Below are 18692 nucleotides of genomic sequence, written 5' to 3' on the forward strand. Positions count from 1 at the left end.
TTCGCCGTCTAGGCAACGCCCCTGCCCCATGAGCCTGAAGTCTCCCACCACCCTCTGGTCCCAGCTGTTCCAGCAGCATGCCCACTCGGGCCTGAGCCTGCAGGGCAAGATCCGCCAGATGCTGGTCTCGGCCATCCTTGACGAGCAGCTGCCGCAGGGCGAGCCGCTGCCCAGCAGCCGCGAGCTGTCGGCGCAACTGCGCGTGGCGCGCAACACGGTGGTACTGGCCTACCAGCAGCTGGTCGATGAAGGCTACCTGGTGGCGCGCGAGCGCAGCGGCTACTTCGTCAACCCGGAGATCCTGGGCACGCGCGTGAGCGGCGTGGCCTCGCTGCGCGGCGAGGCGGTGCCCGCCCGCTCAGGCGAGCCGGACTGGGAGCGGCGCTTTGTGTTCCGCCCCACGCAGCAGCGCAATATCGTCAAGCGCGCCAACTGGCGCGACTACCCCTATCCCTTCATCTACGGCCAGTACGACCCGGTGCTGTTCCCCACGGCGGACTGGCGAGAATGCTGCCTGAAGGCGCTCAGCGTGCTCGACATCCACGACTGGGCCCAGGACATGATCCTGCGCGACGACGAATCGCTGGTGCAGCAGATCCGCACCCGCGTGCTGCCGCGCCGCGGCGTGTGGGCCGGCGCCGACGAGATCGTGGTGACCGTGGGCGCGCAGCAGGCGCTGTACCTGCTGGCCGACCTGCTGGTCAGCCCCGACACGCCGGTGGGGATCGAGGACCCCGGCTATCCGGACGCACGCAATATCTTTGGCTCGCACACCTCCCACCTGGTGCCGCTGCCGGTCGACGGCGACGGCCTGACCCTGTCTGACGCGCAACGCGCCTGCGACTACGTCTACGTGACCCCGGGCCACCAGTGCCCCACCACCGTCACCATGCCGCTGGCGCGCCGCCAGGCCCTGCTGCGCCAGGCCGAGGAAGCTGACTTCGTGCTGATCGAGGACGACTACGAAAGCGAAAGCCGCTTCGAAGGCGACCCCACCCCCACGCTCAAGAGCCTGGACCGCAGCAACCGCGTGATCTATGTCGGCAGCCTGTCCAAGAGCCTGGCGCCGGGGCTGCGCATCGGCTATATCGTCGGGCCGGCGGCACTGATCGCCGAGCTGCGCGGCGCGCGGCGGCTGATGCTTCGGCATCCGTCGGCGTATATCCAGCGCGCGTTCTCGCTGTTCCTGTCGCTGGGCCACTATGACGCGCACCTGCGCCGGCTGGCGGCCGCGCACCGCGAGCGCGCCGAAGCCGTGCTGGCGGCACTGGCCACGCATATGCCTGACTTCCGCGCGGTGCCGATCGCCGGCGGCGCCTCATGCTGGATCGAGGGGCCGTCCTGGCTCGATGCCGATGCGCTGGCGCGGCTGGCCGAGTTGCAGGGCGTGCTGATAGAGCCCGGCAGCGTCTTCTTCATGGCCGAGCCCGCGCCGCGCAATGGCTTCCGGCTCGGATACTCGTCGATCTCGCTGGACCGCATCGAGCCCGGCATCCGCGTGCTGGCGGGCGTGGCGCGTGAGCTGCAGGCCACCGCCAGCGGCGCCACAACCATCGCCGCCGTCACTTCCCGGGTCCGTCCCGCGGCCTGAGCCGGCCCGCGGCGGTGTCTGCCGCCGCTGGCCCAAGCGATTGTCCCGAACTGGCGCTACAGCGCCGCGCGCGGCTTCCCTATCCTCGAGTCATGGCCGGTTCCCCACGGACCGGCAGACAACACTCAGGAGACCAACCCATGTCCAAGGACAACACCGCCGCCGGCATCGAACTGCTGCAGGCCTTCAACGACGCCTGGAACCGCCACGACATCGAGGCCCTGATGGGCTTCATGGCCGATGACTGCGCCTTCCACGGCGTGGCCGGGCCCGAGCTGCTGGGCCGCAGCTTTATCGGCCGCGACGCGGTGCGCGAAGGCTTCCAGCTGGCCTGGCAGACTTTCCCCGACGCGCAGTGGGTCGATGGCGACCACTTTGTCGTGGGCGACCGCGGCGTGAGCGAATCCACCTTCCGCGGCACCCGTGCCGACGGCGCCCGCATCGAGGCGCGCATGGTGGACGTCTTCACCTTCCGCGACGGCAAGATCGCGGTCAAGAACGCGTACCGCAAGGATCGCCCGCCCGTCGTAGCGCCCGCAGCCTGACCGAGGAGACGCGCCATGCAAGCCGTAGCCCCCCGCAGCAGCCTCCTTGCCGGCGAGCAGTCCACCGCGCCCACCCGGCCGTACGACCCCGCCTACGATCCCCTGCACACACCCACCCCCGGTCACGGCCGCGAATACGCGCCCACCTACTGGATCGGCACCGCGGGCGAACCGCCCGCCGACGACGGCCCGATCACGCATGACATCGACGTGGATGTGGCGATCATCGGCTCGGGCTTCACCGGCCTGACCTGCGCCATCTTCCTGGCACAGGAATACGGCATCAAGGCCACCGTGCTCGAAGCCAACCGCGTCAGCTGGGGTTGCAGCACGCGCAACGGCGGCCAGGCGCAATGCGCGTCCGGGCGGCTCAAGCGCTCGCAGTGGATCCAGCGCTACGGCCTGGACACCGCGCTGCGCCTGCATGAAGAAATCTGCGACGGCATGGAGACCTTCAAGGGCCTGATCCAGGACATCAACTGCGATCCGCAGCCTGGCGGCCACCTGTATATCGCGCACCGCGCCAAGGTGATGCCGGCGCTGGAGAAGGAAGCCAAGCTCCTGCGCGAAGTCTTCAAGTACGACGCACGGATCATGGACGCCGACACCGTGCGGCGCGACTATGTCGACGACAAGGAAGCCGCGGGCGCCATGCATGAGCCCGAAGGCATCGGCATCCACGCCGGCAAGCTCGCCTTCGGCTACCTGCGCCGCGCGCGCGAGCTGGGCGCCAAGGTGCATCCGTCCAGCCCGGTGACCGGCTGGGAAACGCGCAACGGCGTGCACTACCTGCGCACCCCCGGCGGCATCGTGCGCGCCCGCGCCGTGGGCGTGGCCACCGGCGGCTATACCTCGCAGACGCTGCACCGCGAGCTCAAGAACCGGCTGTTCCCGATCCTGTCGAACTCCATCGTCACGCGCCCGCTCACGGCCAGCGAACTGGCCGCGTGCAACTTCCGCACCACGCAGGTCATCACCGACACCCGCATCCTGCGCCACTACTACCGCCTGATGCCAGATGGCCGCCTGCAGATCGGCAGCCGCAGCGCCATCACCGGCAACGATGCGCCGCAGGAGCAGTACAAGCAGAAGCTGATCGACGACATGCACCGCAAGTTCCCCGCGCTGCAGGGGATCCAGGTCGATTACTCGTGGTGGGGCTGGGTCGATGTCAGCCACGACATGATGCCGCGCATCACCCAGCCGGATCCGGCCCAGTCGATCTACTACGCCATGGGCTACGGCGGCAACGGCGTGATGTACTCCGCGCAGGCCGGCAAGCGCCTGGCGGCGCTGATCGCCGGCAAGGCCGCCGCGCTGCCGGAACTGCCAATCTTCCGCTCGCCGCTGCCGTTCCCGAACGTGCGCGAGATGGTGGAATCGCAGATGTTTGCGCCGTTCCGAAGGATGGGGCAGCGGGTGCTGTACCACTGGTATCACCTGAAGGACGACGTGCTGTAACTGGCGCGTGGGCGTGCCGCCCCTGGCGCGCCCACGCTTCAGGCCTCGCTCAGAACAGCGTGTAGCCCCCGTCGATCACAAAGGTATCGCCCGTGTGGTAGGCCGACGCCGGACTCATCAGATAGACCGCAATCCCGGCGAAGTCGCTGCCCTCGCCCCAGCGGCGCATCGGCACGCGCTTGTGCACCATCTCCTGGAAGGCATCGTTGCCCTGGGCCACGCTGGTCATCTCGGTCTTGATCCAGCCCGGCAGGATCGAGTGCGCGCGGATGCCCTTGCGCGCGTACTCCACCGCCAGCCCCCGCATCATCGAGATCACGCCGCCCTTGGTGGCGGCATAGTGCTCGGAGCGCGGCGCGCCTTCTATGGCCGCGACCGAGGCCGTGCTGCACAGCACGCCACCCTCGCCCTGCACCAGCATCTGCCGCACCGCGGCGCGCAGCGTGAAGAAGGCACCGTCCAGGTTGACGCGCATGGTCCTGCGCCAGGCCTCGGTGGCCATCTGGTCGAACGGCCCCTTGTTGCCGCTGCCCACGCCGGCATTGGCAAAGCAGCCGTCAATACGCCCCAGCGCCGCCACCGTGCGCTGCATGGCAGCATCGACCGCCTGCTCGTCGCCGACGTCGCAAAGCTCGGTATGCACCTTGCGCCCATGCTGGGCCAGGTGGTCGGCGGCGGCGGCGTTCTTGGCGGCATTCGTGCCCCAGATCGCGATATCGGCGCCGGCCGCGGCCAGCCCTTCGGCAATGCCCAGGCCGATGCCGCCGTTGCCGCCGGTCACCAGTGCCACTTTGCCGCTCAGGTCGAATGGATGCTTTGTCATGTGATTGTCTCCTCGGGGGGTGGGACATTGTTCACATGGCGAAGGGTTCAAGGCGTCGTCGGAATGGATGAAATCGCCGAGGCAGGTGACGGGCGCCGGACCGGCCATGGCCACCGCCGCCCCATGACAGCCTAAAGAGCGGCTCCCTGACTGGCATCCTTATGCCCGGCAAATTCACCCGGCGTACATCCGAAATGCCGCTTGAACCGCCGTCCAAAGTGAGACTGGTCGGCGAAACCGACAAGCGTGGCAACCAATGCCAACGGATAGTCTCCCGAGCGGATCATCTCGCGCGCGCGCAGCAAGCGAACGCGCTCGACATACGCCATCGGCGTTTCGCCGATGCTGCGCTTGAACATGCGCGCAAAATGAAAGCGGCTGACATTGGCCATATCCGCCAGCGCCTGCAGCTTCACCGCCTCCGGTGTACCGTGGATATAGTCCAGGACCCTGCTGAGGGCCTGCGGATGGAGCCCGCCGGGAAGTGACGAGGCGCCCGGGTCACTGACATTGAAGCGATGCACTAGATGCGCCGACAGCGCGCAGGAAAGGGACTCGGCGATCAGCATTTGCGCCGGATGCGCGACCGCCTGGATCTCTCGCGCCAGCGTAAAGGTAATAGTCTCGGCGAAGCCGTCGCGCTGCCCGAAGCAATTGCGGAGCCTGTGCGCGGCGCGTGGCTGGCGGATCGTGGCATCAGCGGCTTCGGCCAGCAGGCTTTGCGGAATCCTCGCAATGACGATGGAACCGGGCCTGTCCCAACTCCAGCTGGATTCGACCAGCCGCGGGTGCAGGCTGATATTGCCGGGAACGACGATGCCGCGATGCACCTGGCCCAGTCGCCGCTGCTCAAGCCTGGCGTGTCCCGCGAGTCGCATCGCAAGCATGTCGTGGTCCAGCTCCGGAGAGGACACCGATCCGGCCGAGCGCCAGTGATGGATCTGCACGGTGATGCCAGCCCACGGGCGTCCGCTGCTGCTGACATCGGGACGAACCGGCAACTCCGCATCGATCACGCCATGTCTCGTCGGCGATCGCATAGGCACATACCCCGCAAGGGCCCACAACGGTAGCGTCGGGGCAAGGGTCAGGTCCCCGCTGCGCATGAAAGCATATGAATTTATCCGGTTGAAGTAAAGCGGCCCGCACAATCCGCGGGACCTGACGCAAGCCATGCCGGCTGGTCCTCCTTTTCATACCTATCATCCAACGAGTCAGCGCAAGAATCGTCCAGCGCAGCGCAACCACGTTCTATTGCGATGACCGCCGGTGCCTGTAGCGTTTCAACGACTGTCCCACCAGTCCGAGGCAGCCACACACCTTCCGGTCCCGAGGCAGGCCAGTGTCAGGCCAAACCTGCAGAGACTTGCAGAATGCGCCCCCAGTCGTTCCGGCAGTTCGCTGCCGAAGCTGGCGCAGGCCCGGGCGAAGTCCCTGTCCCCAACCGCCCGAATCATCCGGGCTATGCAAAGAGGAATGTCGACTATGTCCAGTTCTGTTCGTTCCGACGCAAGCCAACCACAGCCTGGCGATAGCTACGGCTCAACCCGCATGCCGCTGTGCCTGACGGTCAACGGCACGCTGCATCGCCTCGATATCGATCCGCGCGAATCCCTGCTTGACGTACTGCGCGAGCGCCTGGACCTCACGGGCACGAAGAAGGGCTGCAACCAGGGCGCGTGCGGGGCCTGCACGGTGCTGGTGGACGGGCGCCGGATCAACGCCTGCCTGGCTTTGGCCGCCATGTACAACGACGCCCACGTGAGCACGATCGAAGGCCTGTCGTCGGCCGACGGCGAGCTGCATCCGCTACAGGCCGCATTTATCGCGCACGATGGCTTCCAATGCGGATTCTGTACGGCAGGCCAGATCATGTCCGGCGTCGCCTGCATCAATGAGGGTCATGCCACCTCCGCCGACGATGTGCGCTTCTGGATGAGCGGCAATATCTGCCGTTGCGGGGCTTACCCGGGGGTCGTCGCGGCGATCGCCGAGGTCGGCGGGAGGATGCTGCCATGATCCCGTTCACACTGCAGAAAGCCGGCTCGGAAGCTGAAGCGCTGGCGGCGGCCGCGGCCGGGGCCCGCTTCATCGCCGGCGGCACCACGCTGGCGGACCTGATGCGCGAGCACGTGGAACAGCCCACGCAACTGGTAGACATCAACGCGCTGCCGCTGAACCATATCCGCATGGAGGGCGACGAGCTGGTCATCGGCGCGCTGGCCCGCATGTCCGATGTCGCCGCGCATCCCGACGTTTGCCGGCTCCACCCGGTGATCGCCGAGTCGCTGGTCGAGGGCGCCTCTCCCCAGTTGCGAAACATGGCCAGCATCGGCGGCAACCTGCTCCAGCGCGTGCGCTGTCCTTACTTCCGCATGCTCGATGCCGCCTGCAACAAGCGCACCCCGGACAGCGGCTGCGCGGCCATCGACGGGTTGCACGCGGGCAATGCCATCCTGGGCGCCAGCGACCATTGCTCCGCAACGCATCCGTCCGACCTTGCGGTTGCCCTGGTCGCGCTGGACGCGGTGGTCCACGTACGGGGTCCGCACGGCGCGCGCCATTTCCGCGTGGAAGACCTTTACCGCCTGCCCGGAACCACGCCGCATCTCGAACACACCTTGCAGGCCGGCGAACTCATTGCCGAGGTGCGAGTTCCACCGCTCGCCTATGCACGGACTGCGCGCTATCTGAAAGTGCGGGACCGGGCCTCGTATGAGTTTGCCCTGGTATCTGCCGCGGCAGCCTTCGAGGTCAGGGATGGCGTGATCCAGGCCGCTCGCCTCGCATGCGGTGGCGTGGGCACCCGGCCATGGCGCATGCGCGCGGCCGAACTCGCGCTGCAAGGCAGGCCGCCCACGCGCGCGAGCTTCGAGGCGGCAGCGCTTACCACGATTGCAGGCGCCACCCCGCTGCCAGGTAACCACTACAAGGTCGCGCTGCTGCAACGAACGGTGGTACGGGCCCTCGAACTCGCAGGAGAAGGCAGATGAACGCAAACCATATCGGCCAGCCGCATGCCCGCGTCGACGGGCGCGCCAAGGTGACCGGCAGCGCGCGGTATGCCGCCGACTTCAACCAGCCAGGACAGGCCTACGCGGTGATCGTGGGCGCTTCGATCGGACTCGGTCGCGTGATCGCACTCGACGCCGAAGCCGCGCGCCGACTGCCAGGGGTACTGGCGGTACTGACGCACGAAAACGCGCCGAAACTGGCGTACGCCCCACACAAGGGCTTTATCGATCCGGAACACGGCGAACGTCTGCATGTCCTGCAGGACGATCACGTCCGCTTCTATGGCCAGCCGGTTGCCGTGGTCGTGGCGCAGACGCTGGACCAGGCCGAGCATGCGGCCTGCCTGCTGCTGATTCGCTATGCCGAGGAATCACCGGTCTCCGACCCGCTCGACCAGCGCGCCGAAGCCGTGGTGCCGGAGGCGGGACGCGAACCAGGCCCCCATTCGGCGGACCGGGTCCGCGGCGACCCCGAGGCCGCGCTGGCGGCGGCTGCCGTCAGCATCGACGCCACCTACGATGCCGCGCGAGAAAATCACTTCCCGATCGAACCGAACGCCACCGTTGCCGCCTGGCAAGGCGACCAGCTGACGCTCTGGAGCAAGAGCCAGTTCGTGATCAACGAGCAGGCCGAGATCGCGGCGATCCTCGGCATCCCGACTGAGAACGTCCACGTCATCTGCCCGTTTATCGGCGGCGCCTTCGGCACCAGCCTGCGCACCTGGCCGCATGTCACGCTGGCGGCAGTCGCCGCGCGCGAAGTGGGCAAGCCCGTCAAGCTGGTGCTGTCGCGGCGACAGATGTTCCATCAGACGGGGCACCGGCCGCGCACCGTGCAGCGCATTGCGCTGTCGGCAACGCCCGACGGCAGGCTGACCGGCATCGTGCACGAAGGCACCGGCGAAACCAGCCGCCATGAGCAGTTCACCGAGGCACTCACTGCGGTGACGCCGTTCCTCTATCGCTGTCCCAATGTGCGCACTCGCTACCGGCTGGTGCCGCTGGACATCGGCACGCCGACCTTTATGCGGGGTCCGGGCGAGGCCACCGGCGTCTTTGCGCTGGAATGCGCGATGGACGAGCTGGCCTACGCCCTCGAGATGGATCCGCTGGAACTGCGGCGGCGCAATGAACCCGGGCTCGACGAGGGCATGCAACTGCCGTTCTCCAGTCGCTCCATGCTTGCCTGCTACGAACGCGGCGCCGACGCGTTCGGCTGGTCCCGCCGCACGCTCTCGCCCGGCTCGATGCGGGACGGCCGCCTGCATATCGGCTGGGGGATGGCCTGTGCCAGCTACCCGGTCTTCCACGGCCAGGCCAGCGCCCGCGTGCGCCTGCTTGCCGACGGAACGGCCGAAGTCGAAGCCGCCGCCAGCGACATGGGGCCCGGCACCTACACCTCGATCACGCAGATTGCCGCCGAGACGCTGGGCCTGCCGATGGACAGCGTGCGCTTCAGCCTTGGCCGTTCGGATTTCCCACCTACCCCGCCGCACGGGGGCTCGATGACCCTCGCGTCCGTCGGCTCGGCCGTGCGCGCGGCCTGCATTGCCGCGCTGGACCAGCGCCAGGCGCGCGCGGATCGCACGGACGGCGCCATCGAAGCGAGCGCCACGGCAGGCCCGGATGGCGAGGTGCGCAGCCGGTTTTCCATGCATGCCTTCGGTGCCGTGTTCGTCGAAGTCGCCATCGATCCCGATGTCGGCACGATCCGTGTCCGGCGCGTGGTCGGCGCCTATGGCGCGGGTCGTATCGTGAATCCGCGGCTCGCAGCCAGCCAATGCACGGGCGGGATGGTCGGCGGCATCGGCATGGCGCTGATGGAGCGAACCGCGCTGGATCCGCGGGACGGCCGGCCGGTGAATGCGCACATGGCGGATTACCTCGTGCCTGTCAACCTGGATATCCACGGGCTGGAAGCGCATTTTGTCGACGAGGTCGATCCCCATGTGAACGAACTGGGCGTCAAGGGGTTAGGTGAAATCGCGCTGGTGGGCGTGGCGCCGGCCGTGGCCAACGCCGTGTTTCACGCAACGGGAAAGCGCGTGCGGGAGCTTCCGATCCGCATCGAGCACCTGGTCGAGCACTAGTCCGGCAAGTGCGAGACATGCCGCCGACGCCGCCCAAACTGACGGCGTCGGCGGGGATCCGCAGGCTCGACGCGATTTTGAAATGTATTTCTCTAAGGGCTTACCCGAAGACCTAGGGTTTTCTAGTGTACGAAAACCTAGGCTGCCGGGGATTGATAAGGTACTTTTCTCCCCCCAACACCAAAACACTCCGTATCCGCCCACGCGTCAAGGACCGCCGGCGACAGGCTTCATCATGATCAAAGATCTACGCATTCGTTCTGCGGGCACGCAAGATCTGCCGGCAATTTCGAAGGTTCTCGCGCAATGCGGCTTGGACGAGCACGAAATCGAAGCGCATCTGGAGACTTTCCATGTTGCCGTGCTGGAAGGCCGCATCGTTGGATGCGCCGGCGCCGAACGATACGACGATCTCGTCGTCATCCGGTCTGTGGCCGTCCTTCCCGAATATCGCCAGCTCGGGGTGGCGACTCACCTGGTCTCCGCGGTATTGATGCGGGCGCGCGCGCAAGGCGTGCGTCGCGCCGTACTGGCGACCAGCAATTGCCCGAGTCATTTCGCCCGCTATGGCTTCCAGCTGGTCTCCGCGGAGAACCTTCCCGCTGAAGTCCGCGCGTCGCACACGCTCAGGATTGCAGGCATACCGCCAGGGCTGTGCATGCATTGCGAGCTGAAGTAGACGCCTCTGCCCGCTCAATCCGCTCTGTTCGCTCTATCCGCAATTCACAGGCACGGGGTCTGTGGCGGCCCACGCCCGCCGGTTGTCCCCAAATCGGCACTATGATGGCGGCATTCTCCACCATCCGTTGCCAGTCATGGACAAGGCCCGTGTCCTCACCCTCTTCCTCGGCGTGGTACGCGCCGGCAGCTTCCACCGCGCCGCGGTGGAAGCTGGCGTCACCCCGCAGGCCGCCAGCAAGGCCGTGCGCACGCTGGAGGATCATCTCGGCGTGCGCCTGCTGCACCGGACCACGCGCAAGCTCAGCCTGACGGAAGAAGGCGCACGCCTGTTCGAGCTGGCCGCGCCGGGCATGCGCCAGCTCGACGAAGCGCTCGAGCAGGTCCGCAGCAGCAAGAGCGACAACGACGGTCTGATCCGCCTGACCGCTCCGCCGTCGCTCGGCAGCCGCGTGCTGGTCCCGCTGGTGCGGGGCTTTCGCGAACAATACCCCCGCATCACCTTCGATGTAGTGCTGAGCGACCTCTTCACCGACCTGGTCGAAGCCAAGATCGACGTCGGCTTCCGCGTCGGCACCAGCCCCGGCCAGAACCTGGTGGCGCGGCGGCTGTGCGACCTGCCGCTGGTCATCTGCGCGGCGCCGGATTACCTGGCGCGGCACGGCGAGCCGGCCACCCTCGACGACTTGCTGCAGCACCAGTGCACCGGCTTCCGCCGCCCCGCGACCGGGCGCATGGTGCCGTGGGAGCTGCAGGTGGACGGCGACCTGATCTACCAGGAGGTGCCTGCCGTGGCGAGCTTCAATGACGTGGAAACCGAGGTCGAAGCGGTGCGCGCCGGCATGGGCATCGGCCAGCTGCCCGCCTACATGATCCACGCCGACCTCGTGAGCGGGCGGCTGAAGGCGATCCTGCCGGGGTACAGCAGCAGCAATGTCGGCATGTACATGTACTACCCGCATCGCAGCCAGATGCCGGTGCGGGTCCGGCGCTTCATCGACTTCGTGGTGGAAGCGGGCCGGGGCGCGGAGCAGTCGCTGTCACGGCTGGTCGGGGTCGTGACCTGAGCCTGCTACCCCGCAGCACAGACAACCAGAAGTTGCTATTGAAACGCCATTCCACTCTCTAGTGCGACGTTCGCTCCACGCCTAAATTGGTCTCAACGGCGGCTGCACAGCGCCATCCCCGGAACCACACCGGGAAACGCGCAGCAGCCACCGTCCGCCTCTTTCTCTGATGACCAGTCTCCAGGAGCGACATCATGATTGCCCAACTCGCACGCACCCTTGTTCCCGCCGCCATCTCGCTGGTGGCCGCCGTCTCCCTCCAGAACGCCAATGCCGCGCAAGCCGGCAACAGCGCGCCCGCCAGCGTGGCAGCGCGCACGCATGACGTGTTCACCGACGGCCAGCGGCAGGGCCGCTTCGACACCTTCTCCGAAGGCGCGCATGACAGTGGCGCCACTGCGCTCGTCGCCGGGCCCGACCGCAGCGGGGTCTCGGCCACGCCGGGGCGAAAGTTCGATCCGTACACCGAGGGTGCCCGTGCGGTCGAAGGCAATCCGCGCCTGCGCGGCACGGCCTTGAATGGCGCATCGGCGTGGGTGTGATCGCCCGGTCCGAAGTCGACGCAACGCGGCAGGACGAGCCCTGAACGGCTGACTCCAATCCCCGGACAAAGCGCTTTTCCAGACGCCCTGCCTCGCCTTGTCGTTTGATTTTTTCTCAACCGAAAACGCCGGAAATATCGTTTGTCGCGCAGGCCGCCGACGACAACTATTACGCCAAGGCCAACCCACAGGAGACAGCCATGTCAGACCAGCCCTATCCGCTCTGGAGCGCGGAACCCGTCCCCCACCTGCTCGCCTCGCGTGACCGCGCCACCGGCGAGTGGATCTTCCCGGCGCTGCCCGCCGACTCTCCGCTGGCGGACGGCCACGAGACCGTCGCCATCACCGGCACGGGCGTGCTCTACAGCTTCACCGTGATCCATCCCGCGCCCAAGAGCGGACTGGCTCCGTATGCGCTGGGTTATGTCGATTTCGTCGGGCCGGTGCGAATCTTCGGCCGCCTGCAGGGCGCGGCGCGTCCGGTCATCGGCGAACGCTACGCGCAGCGGCATGACGCCGAGCTGGGCTATGTCTTCGAGGCCGTCACGGTCTGATCGATCGAGAGAAGGAGAGGTAAGCAAGATGCAGGACATCTACATCCATGGCGGCGCGATGACGCCGTTCGGCCGGCACCCCGGCGTGCTGGCGCCGGAGCTGGCGCAACAGGCAATCCTGAAGGCGCTGGCCGATGCCGACGTGCCGGCCGGCCGCATCCAGGCGGTCTACTGCGCCAACGTCCTGGGCGGCATGATCCTCGGCCAGCTGATCGTGCGCGATCTGGGGCTCAAGGGCATCCCGGTCTACAACGTCGAGAACGCCTGCGCCAGCGGCGCCACCGGCGTGCACCTGGCACGGCACGCGCTGCTGGCCGGGCAATACGACACGGTGCTGGTCTTCGGCATCGAGCAGCTGACCGCGCTCGGCGGCGGCACCATCCCGCTGCAGCGCAATGACCACAAGACCGACCTCTATGCGAAGTCCGGCATGGTACTGCCCGCGGTGTATGCGATGCGCGGCACGCGTTTCCTGCACGAGCGCGACGCCAATCCGTCCGACCTCGCTGAAGTGGCCGTGAAGAACCGCTACCACGGCTCGCTGAACCCGTATGCCCAGCAGCGCAAGACCACCACGGTCGAGGAAGTGCTGGCCTCGCGCATGATCGCCGACCCGCTGACGCTGCTGCAGTGCTGCCCGTCGCAGGTCGATGGCGCGGCGTCGGTGGTGCTGAGCACGCGCCGGCCGGCGCAGGCGCGGCCGGTGAAGGTGCTGTCGTCTGTAGTGGTGTCGGGCATGCGCGAGGAGGCCGACGACGATATCCTCGATGCCGAGATCACCGCGCGCGCCGCGCGCCAGGCTTACGAACAGGCCGGGCTCGGCCCGCAGGACGTCGACGTGGTCGAACTGCACGACGCCTTCACCATCGCCGAACTGCTCTACTACGAAGCCCTCGGCCTGGCACCGCGTGGCGATGCCGTGGCGCTGCTCAAGTCCGGCGCGACGCGCCTGGGCGGGCGCGTGCCGGTCAACCCGAGCGGCGGCCTGCTGGCCAAGGGGCATCCGCTGGGCGCCACCGGCGTGGCGCAGATGGTCGAGATCCTGTGGCAGCTGCAAGGCCGCGCCGGCGAACGCCAGGTGGCGGATACCCGCATCGGCCTGACGCAATGCACCGGCGGCGGCATCGCGGGCGTGGACCACGCCGCTTCTTCCGTCCACCTGCTGGGAGTCTGAGATGGGCACGCAACGCTTCGATCCTTCCCATGTGGCGGTGGTCACCGGCGCAGCGCGCGGCATCGGCCTGGGCATCGCCACGCAACTGGCCCGCCAGGGGCTGGCCGTGGCCCTGCTCGACCGCGACGCCGCCGCGCTCGATACCGCCGTCGGTGCGCTGGTTGCCGAGGGCTTCAACGCCTTCGGCGCCAGCGCCGACCTGACCGACTCGGCCGCCGTCAACGATGCCTTCGCGCAAATCCAGGCGCGCACTGGCCGCGTCGACTACCTGGTCAACAACGCCGGCGCCGTGCGCGACATGCGCTTCCTGAAGATGACCGACGACGACTGGGACCTGGTCATCGATACCAACCTGCGCTCGCAGTTCCTGTGCTGCCGCGCGGCGCTGCCCGGCATGGTCGAGCGCGGCTACGGGCGCGTGGTCAATATCTCGTCGCGGGCGTGGCTGGGCGGATTCGGACAGGCTAACTACTCCGCGGCCAAGGGCGGCGTAGTCAGCCTGACGCGCTCGCTGGCGATCGAGTTTGCGAGCAAGGGCGTCACCGTCAATGCAGTGGCGCCGGGCATCGTCGATACCCCGCTGTTCCGCGGCTTCGCGCCCGACGTGCAGGCCCGGCTGCAGAAGTCGGTCCCGGTGCAGCGCATCGGCACCGCCGACGATATCGCCAACGCGGTCAGCTTCTTCCTCGACCCGCAGTCGTCCTACGTGACCGGGCAGGTGCTCTATGTCTGTGGCGGCCGCAGCCTGTCGTCGCCAAGCGTGTAAGGAGGCAAGCCATGACCGTACGACTCCACACCGAAGGCGCGGTCGCCGTGCTAACGATCGACCGGCCCGATGCCCTCAATGCGCTGGACGTGGCCGCGCTGCGCGAACTGCGCGCGCACCTCATCGAAGTGCGCGACCGCGACGACCTGCGCGTGGCGGTGCTGACCGGCGCCGGCACGCGCGCCTTCTGCGCGGGCGCCGACCTGAAAGGCACGCGCAGCTCGCCCGCGACCTATCCGGAAGCACTGTTCCGCGCGCCGGAGCAGGCCGCCGACCTGGGGCTCTATATCCGGCTGATGGACCTGACCGACCTGGGCCTGTTCAAGCCGCTGATCGCGGCGGTCAACGGCCATTGCCTTGGAGCGGGGCTTGAGATAGCGCTGCAATGCGATGCGCGGATCGCGTCAGAACAAGCGAGCTTCGGCCTGCCCGAAGCCGCGGTCGGGTCAATCCCCGCTGTCTCGGGCTTGCATCGCCTGCTGAAGGCCGTGCCGGCGGCGCATGCGATGCAGATGGTGCTGACCGGCGAGCGAATCGACGCGGCGCAGGCCGCGCGCATCGGGCTGGTCACCGAGACGGTGGCGCCTGCCACGCTGCTCGACCGTGCGCTGGCGATCGCGACCCGCATCGCCGCCAATGCGCCGCTGGCGGTGCAGGCCGTCAAGAAGCTGTCGCGCCAGACCAGCCACCTCAGCGAAGCCGACGCCCAGCAACTGACCGAACTCTACTGGGGCGTGCTGCGCGATACCGCGGACCGCACCGAAGGCCGGCAGGCCTTCGCCGAGAAGCGCGAGCCCCGCTACACCGGGCGCTAAGCGTTCGCAAACAGAAAGACAGGAGACAGACCATGACCCGCATTACCCGATTCGCACGCGTGGCGCTGGCCGGCATGCTGGCAGCCACGGCGCTGGGCGCCGCGGCGCAGGCGCCCTTCCCAAGGCAAAAACCGATTACGCTGGTGGTGCCGTTCGCCCCCGGCGGCGGCAACGATATCCTCGCGCGGCTGATCGCGCCGAAGATGGGCAAGCTGCTGGGCCAGACCGTCGTGATCGAGAACAAGCCCGGCGCGGGCGGCAATCTCGGCGCCGACTATGTCGCCCACGCGGCTCCGGACGGCTATACGCTGGTGATCGCATCCAGCCAGGTGACGATGAACCCGTTTCTCGGCACGAAGATTCCGTTCAGCATCGAACGCGACTTCGAGCCGGTGGGGCGGATCGCGTCAGTGCCGATCATGCTGGTCGCCAACCCCGACCAGCCGTTCCGCACGCTGCAGGATTTTATCCAGTACACCCGCGCCAATCCCGGCAAGCTCAGCTATAGCAGCCCGGGCAACGGCACGCCCCAGCACCTGGCCGGTGAAGTCTTTGCCAGGCTCAACAAGACCGAACTGCTGCACGTGCCCTATCGCGGCACCGGGCCGTCGATCACCGACCTGATGGGCGGGCAAGTGCAGATCTCGTTCGCGACCTTTGCTTCGGCGATCCAGTATGTGCGCGCCGGCAAACTGCGCGCGCTGGGCATCGCCGGCAAGAAGCGCACCGCGCTCATGCCCGACCTGCCGACCTTTGCGGAAGCAGGCATCGCCGGCTACGACGCCGAGCTGTGGTACAGCCTGCTGGCGCCGGCGCAGACGCCGAAGCCAGTGGTCGACAAGCTCAACGCCGCACTGGTGGCCGCGCTGAAATCGCCCGACATCGCCGAGCAGATGGCAAAGCAAGGCTTCGAGCCGCAGGCGTCGTCGCCGGCCGAGCTGAAGACCTATATCGGCAAGGAAATGGCGCGCTGGCAGCGGCTGATCCAGGACAACGGCATCAAGGTGGCCTTATGAACATGCATCCCGCCACGGTGCCGTCAACCGACAACCCGCTGCTGGACTACCTCGGCATCCGCCTGGCCAGCGTCGGCGACGGCCGCTGCACCTTCGAGCTCGACCTCGAGCCACGCCACCTGAACCGGCAGGGCAGCGTGCAGGGCGGCGTCACCGCCACGCTGCTCGACGCCGCCTGCGGCTACGCCGGGTTGCCCGCCGGCCCGGACGGCACGCTCGGCCACGCGGTCACCGTCATGCTGACGATCAGCTATCTCAGCAAGGCCAGCACGGGCCGGCTGCGCGCCACGGCGCAACTCACCCGCGCCGGCAAGAGCCTGTACTTCGCCTCGGCGGAGCTGACCACCGATGCCGGCGTGCTGGTGGCGACCGCGCAAGGCACGTTCAAACGATCCCGCACCCTACCGGAGGCATGACATGTTGCGCGACGCACTGGACGGCCTGACCGTCATCGATTTCACGCAGATCGGCGCCGGGCCGACCTGCACCATGCTGCTGGCCGACATGGGCGCGAGGGTCATCAAGGTGGAGCCGCCGGGCGGTGAGATGGGCCGCGGGCTGGGGCCCGGCTGGCTCGGCGACGACAGCGCGCTGTTTCACGGCTTCAACCGCAACAAGCTGGGCGTGGCGCTCGACCTGAAGTCCGCCGACGGCGTGGCCGTGGCCCGCCGCCTGATCGTGGGTGCCGACATCGTGGTGGAAAGCATGCGGCCCGGCGTGATGGAACGCCTCGGCCTTGGCCATGCGCAACTGGCGGACGAACACCCCGCGCTGATCTACTGCTCGATCTCCGCCTACGGGCAGGAGGGACCATATGCGAGCCGCGCCGGCGTCGACGGCATCATGCAGGCGGATTCCGGCCTGATGAGCCTGATCGGCCTGCCCGACGGCGAGCCGTGCAAGGTGCAGGCGCCGGTCGTCGACGTGATGACCGGCTACGTGGCCTCCGTGGGCGTGTTGGCGAAGCTCGCGCAGCGGGCCCGCGACGGCCTGGGCGGCCATCTCGACGTCAACCTGCTCAATGCGGCGCTGGCGCTGCAGCAGTCGTCCATCACCAGCTACTGCGCCGACGGGCAACTGCCGGAACGTGTGGGCAGCGCGGCGCCCTACTCAGCGCCCAACCAGGCCTTCCGCACCGCCGATGGCTGGGTCATGGTGGCCGCCTATATGCCCGAGCGCTGGCGCCGGTTGTGCGATGTGCTGGGCCGGCCCGAACTGGCCGGCGATCCGCGCTTTGCGACTTCACCGCTGCGCGTGGTCAATCGCGCGGCAATGGTGGAGGTGCTGACCAGTGCCTTCGTCACCCGCGCGACCGACACATGGCTGGCGTTGCTCCAGGACGCCGACATTCTGTGCGCCCCCGTGGCGACCTACGAGGACGTCATGGCGCATCCGCAGGTGGCCGCCAACCGCATGGTGCAGCGCGTCCGGCACGACACGCTGGGCGAGATCCGCATGCCGGGATTCCCGATCAACAGCGCTCAGGAGAACGCGTTGCCATCGCGGCCGGCACCAGCTTGCGGACAGCATACGCAGGCGGTGCTGGGCGAGCTTGGCTACAGCCGCGACGAAATCGCCGCGCTGTCGTCTCGGGGCGCTATCCGCTGCGGCGATATCGAGGAAAAGCGACACGTGGTCGCGGCGGCATCGTGAGCGCGCTCAACCCTGAGTGTCAAACTGCGCCAGCAGCCATTGCCGGAACACTGCCATGCTCGGGCTCTCCTTGCGATCGGCAGGCGTCAGCAGGTAGTAGGTGAAGTCGCCCATGTCCACAGTCTGGCGGAATGGCGCCACCAGCCGGCCGGCGTCGAGATCCGCCGCCACCAGGAAGCGCTGCGCGATCGCGAAGCCCTGCCCTTCTGCCGCGGCCGCATAGGCCATGGCCGAGCTCTGGAAGGTCATGCCGCTGCGCGCATCGACCTCCTTGTCGGCGCGCGCGGCCTTGAGCCAGTGGGCCCAATCGTCGGGCCGCGCGATCGAGTGCAGCAGGGTCTGGTGCTGCAGGTCGGCGGGCTTCTTCACCTTCGGCCCGCCCTCCAGCAGCCCCGGGCTGCATACCGGCACCAGGATGTTCGACACCAGCCGGTAGGTATTCACGCCGCTCCACTTGCCGTCACCCAGCCTGATCGCGCCGTCGATGTCTTCCTTGCGGAAGTCGACCGGATCGAGCGACGCCGTCAGCAGCACCTCGATGCCGGGATTGGCGGCATGGAAGCTCGACAGCCGCGGGATCAGCCAGCGCATGGCAAAGGTGGTGTAGGCGCGCACCTTCAGCTGCTTGCGCTTGGCGCGCTTGCTCAATCGCCGCGTGGCCTCGCGCAGGTCGTCCATCGCCCTGGTCACGGCGCGGTAGTAGTCCTCGCCGGTGCGCGTGAGCGAGATCTGGCGGTGGCCGCGATGCAGCAGCTGCACGCCCAGCCCGTCCTCCAGCGCGCGGATCTGGCGGCTGACGGCGCCGGGGGTGACATGCAGCTCCTCGGCGGCCGTGGTGATGCTGAGGTGCCGGGCGGCGGCCTCGAAGGCGCGCAACGCGTTCAGTGGGGGCAGTTTGTCCAT

At 67.8% G+C, this 18692-nt stretch carries 19 protein-coding genes; 16 read left to right on the forward strand and 3 right to left on the reverse strand.

What is annotated here, in order from left to right; translation table 11 throughout:
• Nucleotides 1–28: 28 nt before the first annotated feature.
• From pdxR to I6H87_RS28335, 3 genes are all read left to right on the forward strand, one after another.
• Nucleotides 29–1591, forward strand: coding sequence for a MocR-like pyridoxine biosynthesis transcription factor PdxR (gene pdxR / locus I6H87_RS28325; protein ID WP_011617530.1), 1563 nt, complete (start codon nt 29–31; stop codon nt 1589–1591).
• Nucleotides 1592–1731: 140 nt separating this feature from the next.
• Nucleotides 1732–2136, forward strand: coding sequence for a nuclear transport factor 2 family protein (locus tag I6H87_RS28330; protein WP_010812866.1), 405 nt, complete (start codon nt 1732–1734; stop codon nt 2134–2136).
• A 15-nt stretch (nt 2137–2151) separates the two neighbouring features.
• Entirely contained in the window at nt 2152–3597 is a 1446-nt protein-coding gene (locus I6H87_RS28335) for an NAD(P)/FAD-dependent oxidoreductase (RefSeq protein ID WP_011617531.1), read from the forward strand.
• A 49-nt stretch (nt 3598–3646) separates the two neighbouring features.
• On the opposite strand, the gene I6H87_RS28340 is transcribed toward I6H87_RS28335, so the two are convergent.
• Nucleotides 3647–4420, reverse strand: coding sequence for an SDR family NAD(P)-dependent oxidoreductase (locus I6H87_RS28340; RefSeq protein ID WP_011617532.1), 774 nt, complete (start codon nt 4418–4420; stop codon nt 3647–3649).
• A 131-nt stretch (nt 4421–4551) separates the two neighbouring features.
• The gene (locus tag I6H87_RS28345) at nt 4552–5436 is read right to left on the reverse strand and encodes a helix-turn-helix transcriptional regulator (protein ID WP_010812863.1); all 885 of its coding nucleotides are present in this window, start codon (nt 5434–5436) and stop codon (nt 4552–4554) included.
• 469 nt (nt 5437–5905) lie between these two features.
• On the opposite strand from I6H87_RS28345, the gene I6H87_RS28350 reads away from it, so the two are divergent.
• The 13 genes from I6H87_RS28350 (at nt 5906) to I6H87_RS28410 (ending at nt 17789) form a co-directional block, all read left to right on the forward strand.
• Nucleotides 5906–6439 carry a (2Fe-2S)-binding protein gene (locus I6H87_RS28350; protein WP_011617534.1) on the forward strand — a complete coding sequence of 178 codons (534 nt, stop codon included), beginning with the start codon at nt 5906–5908 and terminating at the stop codon, nt 6437–6439.
• Complete coding sequence (locus tag I6H87_RS28355) at nt 6436–7413, forward strand: FAD binding domain-containing protein (protein ID WP_011617535.1); 978 nt, start codon at nt 6436–6438, stop codon at nt 7411–7413. The genes I6H87_RS28350 and I6H87_RS28355 overlap by 4 nt, the downstream gene beginning before the upstream one ends.
• Nucleotides 7410–9524, forward strand: a complete 2115-nt coding sequence (locus I6H87_RS28360; RefSeq protein ID WP_011617536.1) for a xanthine dehydrogenase family protein molybdopterin-binding subunit — start codon at nt 7410–7412, stop codon at nt 9522–9524. The genes I6H87_RS28355 and I6H87_RS28360 overlap by 4 nt, the downstream gene beginning before the upstream one ends.
• A 235-nt stretch (nt 9525–9759) precedes the next feature.
• A complete protein-coding gene (locus I6H87_RS28365) occupies nt 9760–10203 on the forward strand; it encodes a GNAT family N-acetyltransferase (protein ID WP_010812859.1) in 444 nt (147 codons plus the stop codon).
• A gap of 136 nt (nt 10204–10339) precedes the next feature.
• Nucleotides 10340–11269 carry a LysR family transcriptional regulator gene (locus tag I6H87_RS28370; RefSeq protein WP_041688165.1) on the forward strand — a complete coding sequence of 310 codons (930 nt, stop codon included), beginning with the start codon at nt 10340–10342 and terminating at the stop codon, nt 11267–11269.
• 194 nt (nt 11270–11463) lie between these two features.
• Nucleotides 11464–11811 carry a hypothetical protein gene (locus I6H87_RS28375; RefSeq protein ID WP_011617538.1) on the forward strand — a complete coding sequence of 116 codons (348 nt, stop codon included), beginning with the start codon at nt 11464–11466 and terminating at the stop codon, nt 11809–11811.
• A 200-nt stretch (nt 11812–12011) separates the two neighbouring features.
• Entirely contained in the window at nt 12012–12365 is a 354-nt protein-coding gene (locus tag I6H87_RS28380) for a Zn-ribbon domain-containing OB-fold protein (protein ID WP_010812856.1), read from the forward strand.
• A 28-nt stretch (nt 12366–12393) separates the two neighbouring features.
• Nucleotides 12394–13539, forward strand: a complete 1146-nt coding sequence (locus tag I6H87_RS28385; protein ID WP_010812855.1) for a thiolase family protein — start codon at nt 12394–12396, stop codon at nt 13537–13539.
• Nucleotide 13540: 1 nt separating this feature from the next.
• The gene (locus I6H87_RS28390) at nt 13541–14305 is read left to right on the forward strand and encodes an SDR family oxidoreductase (protein WP_011617539.1); all 765 of its coding nucleotides are present in this window, start codon (nt 13541–13543) and stop codon (nt 14303–14305) included.
• An 11-nt stretch (nt 14306–14316) separates the two neighbouring features.
• Nucleotides 14317–15120, forward strand: coding sequence for an enoyl-CoA hydratase/isomerase family protein (locus tag I6H87_RS28395; protein WP_010812853.1), 804 nt, complete (start codon nt 14317–14319; stop codon nt 15118–15120).
• Between the two features lie 32 nt (nt 15121–15152).
• Nucleotides 15153–16136 carry a tripartite tricarboxylate transporter substrate binding protein gene (locus tag I6H87_RS28400; RefSeq protein ID WP_010812852.1) on the forward strand — a complete coding sequence of 328 codons (984 nt, stop codon included), beginning with the start codon at nt 15153–15155 and terminating at the stop codon, nt 16134–16136.
• Nucleotides 16133–16552 carry a PaaI family thioesterase gene (locus tag I6H87_RS28405; protein WP_010812851.1) on the forward strand — a complete coding sequence of 140 codons (420 nt, stop codon included), beginning with the start codon at nt 16133–16135 and terminating at the stop codon, nt 16550–16552. The genes I6H87_RS28400 and I6H87_RS28405 overlap by 4 nt, the downstream gene beginning before the upstream one ends.
• A 1-nt stretch (nt 16553) precedes the next feature.
• Complete coding sequence (locus I6H87_RS28410; protein WP_011617540.1) at nt 16554–17789, forward strand: CaiB/BaiF CoA transferase family protein; 1236 nt, start codon at nt 16554–16556, stop codon at nt 17787–17789.
• Nucleotides 17790–17795: 6 nt separating this feature from the next.
• Here I6H87_RS28410 and gcvA read toward each other — a convergent pair whose 3' ends face one another.
• Nucleotides 17796–18692 carry a transcriptional regulator GcvA gene (gene gcvA / locus I6H87_RS28415; protein WP_011617541.1) on the reverse strand — a complete coding sequence of 299 codons (897 nt, stop codon included), beginning with the start codon at nt 18690–18692 and terminating at the stop codon, nt 17796–17798.

Origin of the sequence: Cupriavidus necator (assembly GCF_016127575.1) — a bacterium.
Classification (GTDB): Bacteria; Pseudomonadota; Gammaproteobacteria; order Burkholderiales; family Burkholderiaceae; genus Cupriavidus; species Cupriavidus necator_D.

Bases quoted from the DNA above. Each gene is read 5' to 3' on its own strand.
- pdxR (WP_011617530.1), top strand. From the start codon at position 29: ATGAGCCTGAAGTCTCCCACCACCCTCTGGTCCCAGCTGTTCCAGCAG.
- I6H87_RS28330 (WP_010812866.1), top strand. From the start codon at position 1,732: ATGTCCAAGGACAACACCGCCGCCGGCATCGAACTGCTGCAGGCCTTC.
- I6H87_RS28335 (WP_011617531.1), top strand. From the start codon at position 2,152: ATGCAAGCCGTAGCCCCCCGCAGCAGCCTCCTTGCCGGCGAGCAGTCC.
- I6H87_RS28340 (WP_011617532.1), bottom strand. From the start codon at position 4,420: ATGACAAAGCATCCATTCGACCTGAGCGGCAAAGTGGCACTGGTGACC.
- I6H87_RS28350 (WP_011617534.1), top strand. From the start codon at position 5,906: ATGTCCAGTTCTGTTCGTTCCGACGCAAGCCAACCACAGCCTGGCGAT.
- I6H87_RS28355 (WP_011617535.1), top strand. From the start codon at position 6,436: ATGATCCCGTTCACACTGCAGAAAGCCGGCTCGGAAGCTGAAGCGCTG.
- I6H87_RS28360 (WP_011617536.1), top strand. From the start codon at position 7,410: ATGAACGCAAACCATATCGGCCAGCCGCATGCCCGCGTCGACGGGCGC.
- I6H87_RS28365 (WP_010812859.1), top strand. From the start codon at position 9,760: ATGATCAAAGATCTACGCATTCGTTCTGCGGGCACGCAAGATCTGCCG.
- I6H87_RS28370 (WP_041688165.1), top strand. From the start codon at position 10,340: ATGGACAAGGCCCGTGTCCTCACCCTCTTCCTCGGCGTGGTACGCGCC.
- I6H87_RS28375 (WP_011617538.1), top strand. From the start codon at position 11,464: ATGATTGCCCAACTCGCACGCACCCTTGTTCCCGCCGCCATCTCGCTG.
- I6H87_RS28380 (WP_010812856.1), top strand. From the start codon at position 12,012: ATGTCAGACCAGCCCTATCCGCTCTGGAGCGCGGAACCCGTCCCCCAC.
- I6H87_RS28385 (WP_010812855.1), top strand. From the start codon at position 12,394: ATGCAGGACATCTACATCCATGGCGGCGCGATGACGCCGTTCGGCCGG.
- I6H87_RS28390 (WP_011617539.1), top strand. From the start codon at position 13,541: ATGGGCACGCAACGCTTCGATCCTTCCCATGTGGCGGTGGTCACCGGC.
- I6H87_RS28395 (WP_010812853.1), top strand. From the start codon at position 14,317: ATGACCGTACGACTCCACACCGAAGGCGCGGTCGCCGTGCTAACGATC.
- I6H87_RS28400 (WP_010812852.1), top strand. From the start codon at position 15,153: ATGACCCGCATTACCCGATTCGCACGCGTGGCGCTGGCCGGCATGCTG.
- I6H87_RS28405 (WP_010812851.1), top strand. From the start codon at position 16,133: ATGAACATGCATCCCGCCACGGTGCCGTCAACCGACAACCCGCTGCTG.
- I6H87_RS28410 (WP_011617540.1), top strand. From the start codon at position 16,554: ATGTTGCGCGACGCACTGGACGGCCTGACCGTCATCGATTTCACGCAG.
- gcvA (WP_011617541.1), bottom strand. From the start codon at position 18,692: ATGGACAAACTGCCCCCACTGAACGCGTTGCGCGCCTTCGAGGCCGCC.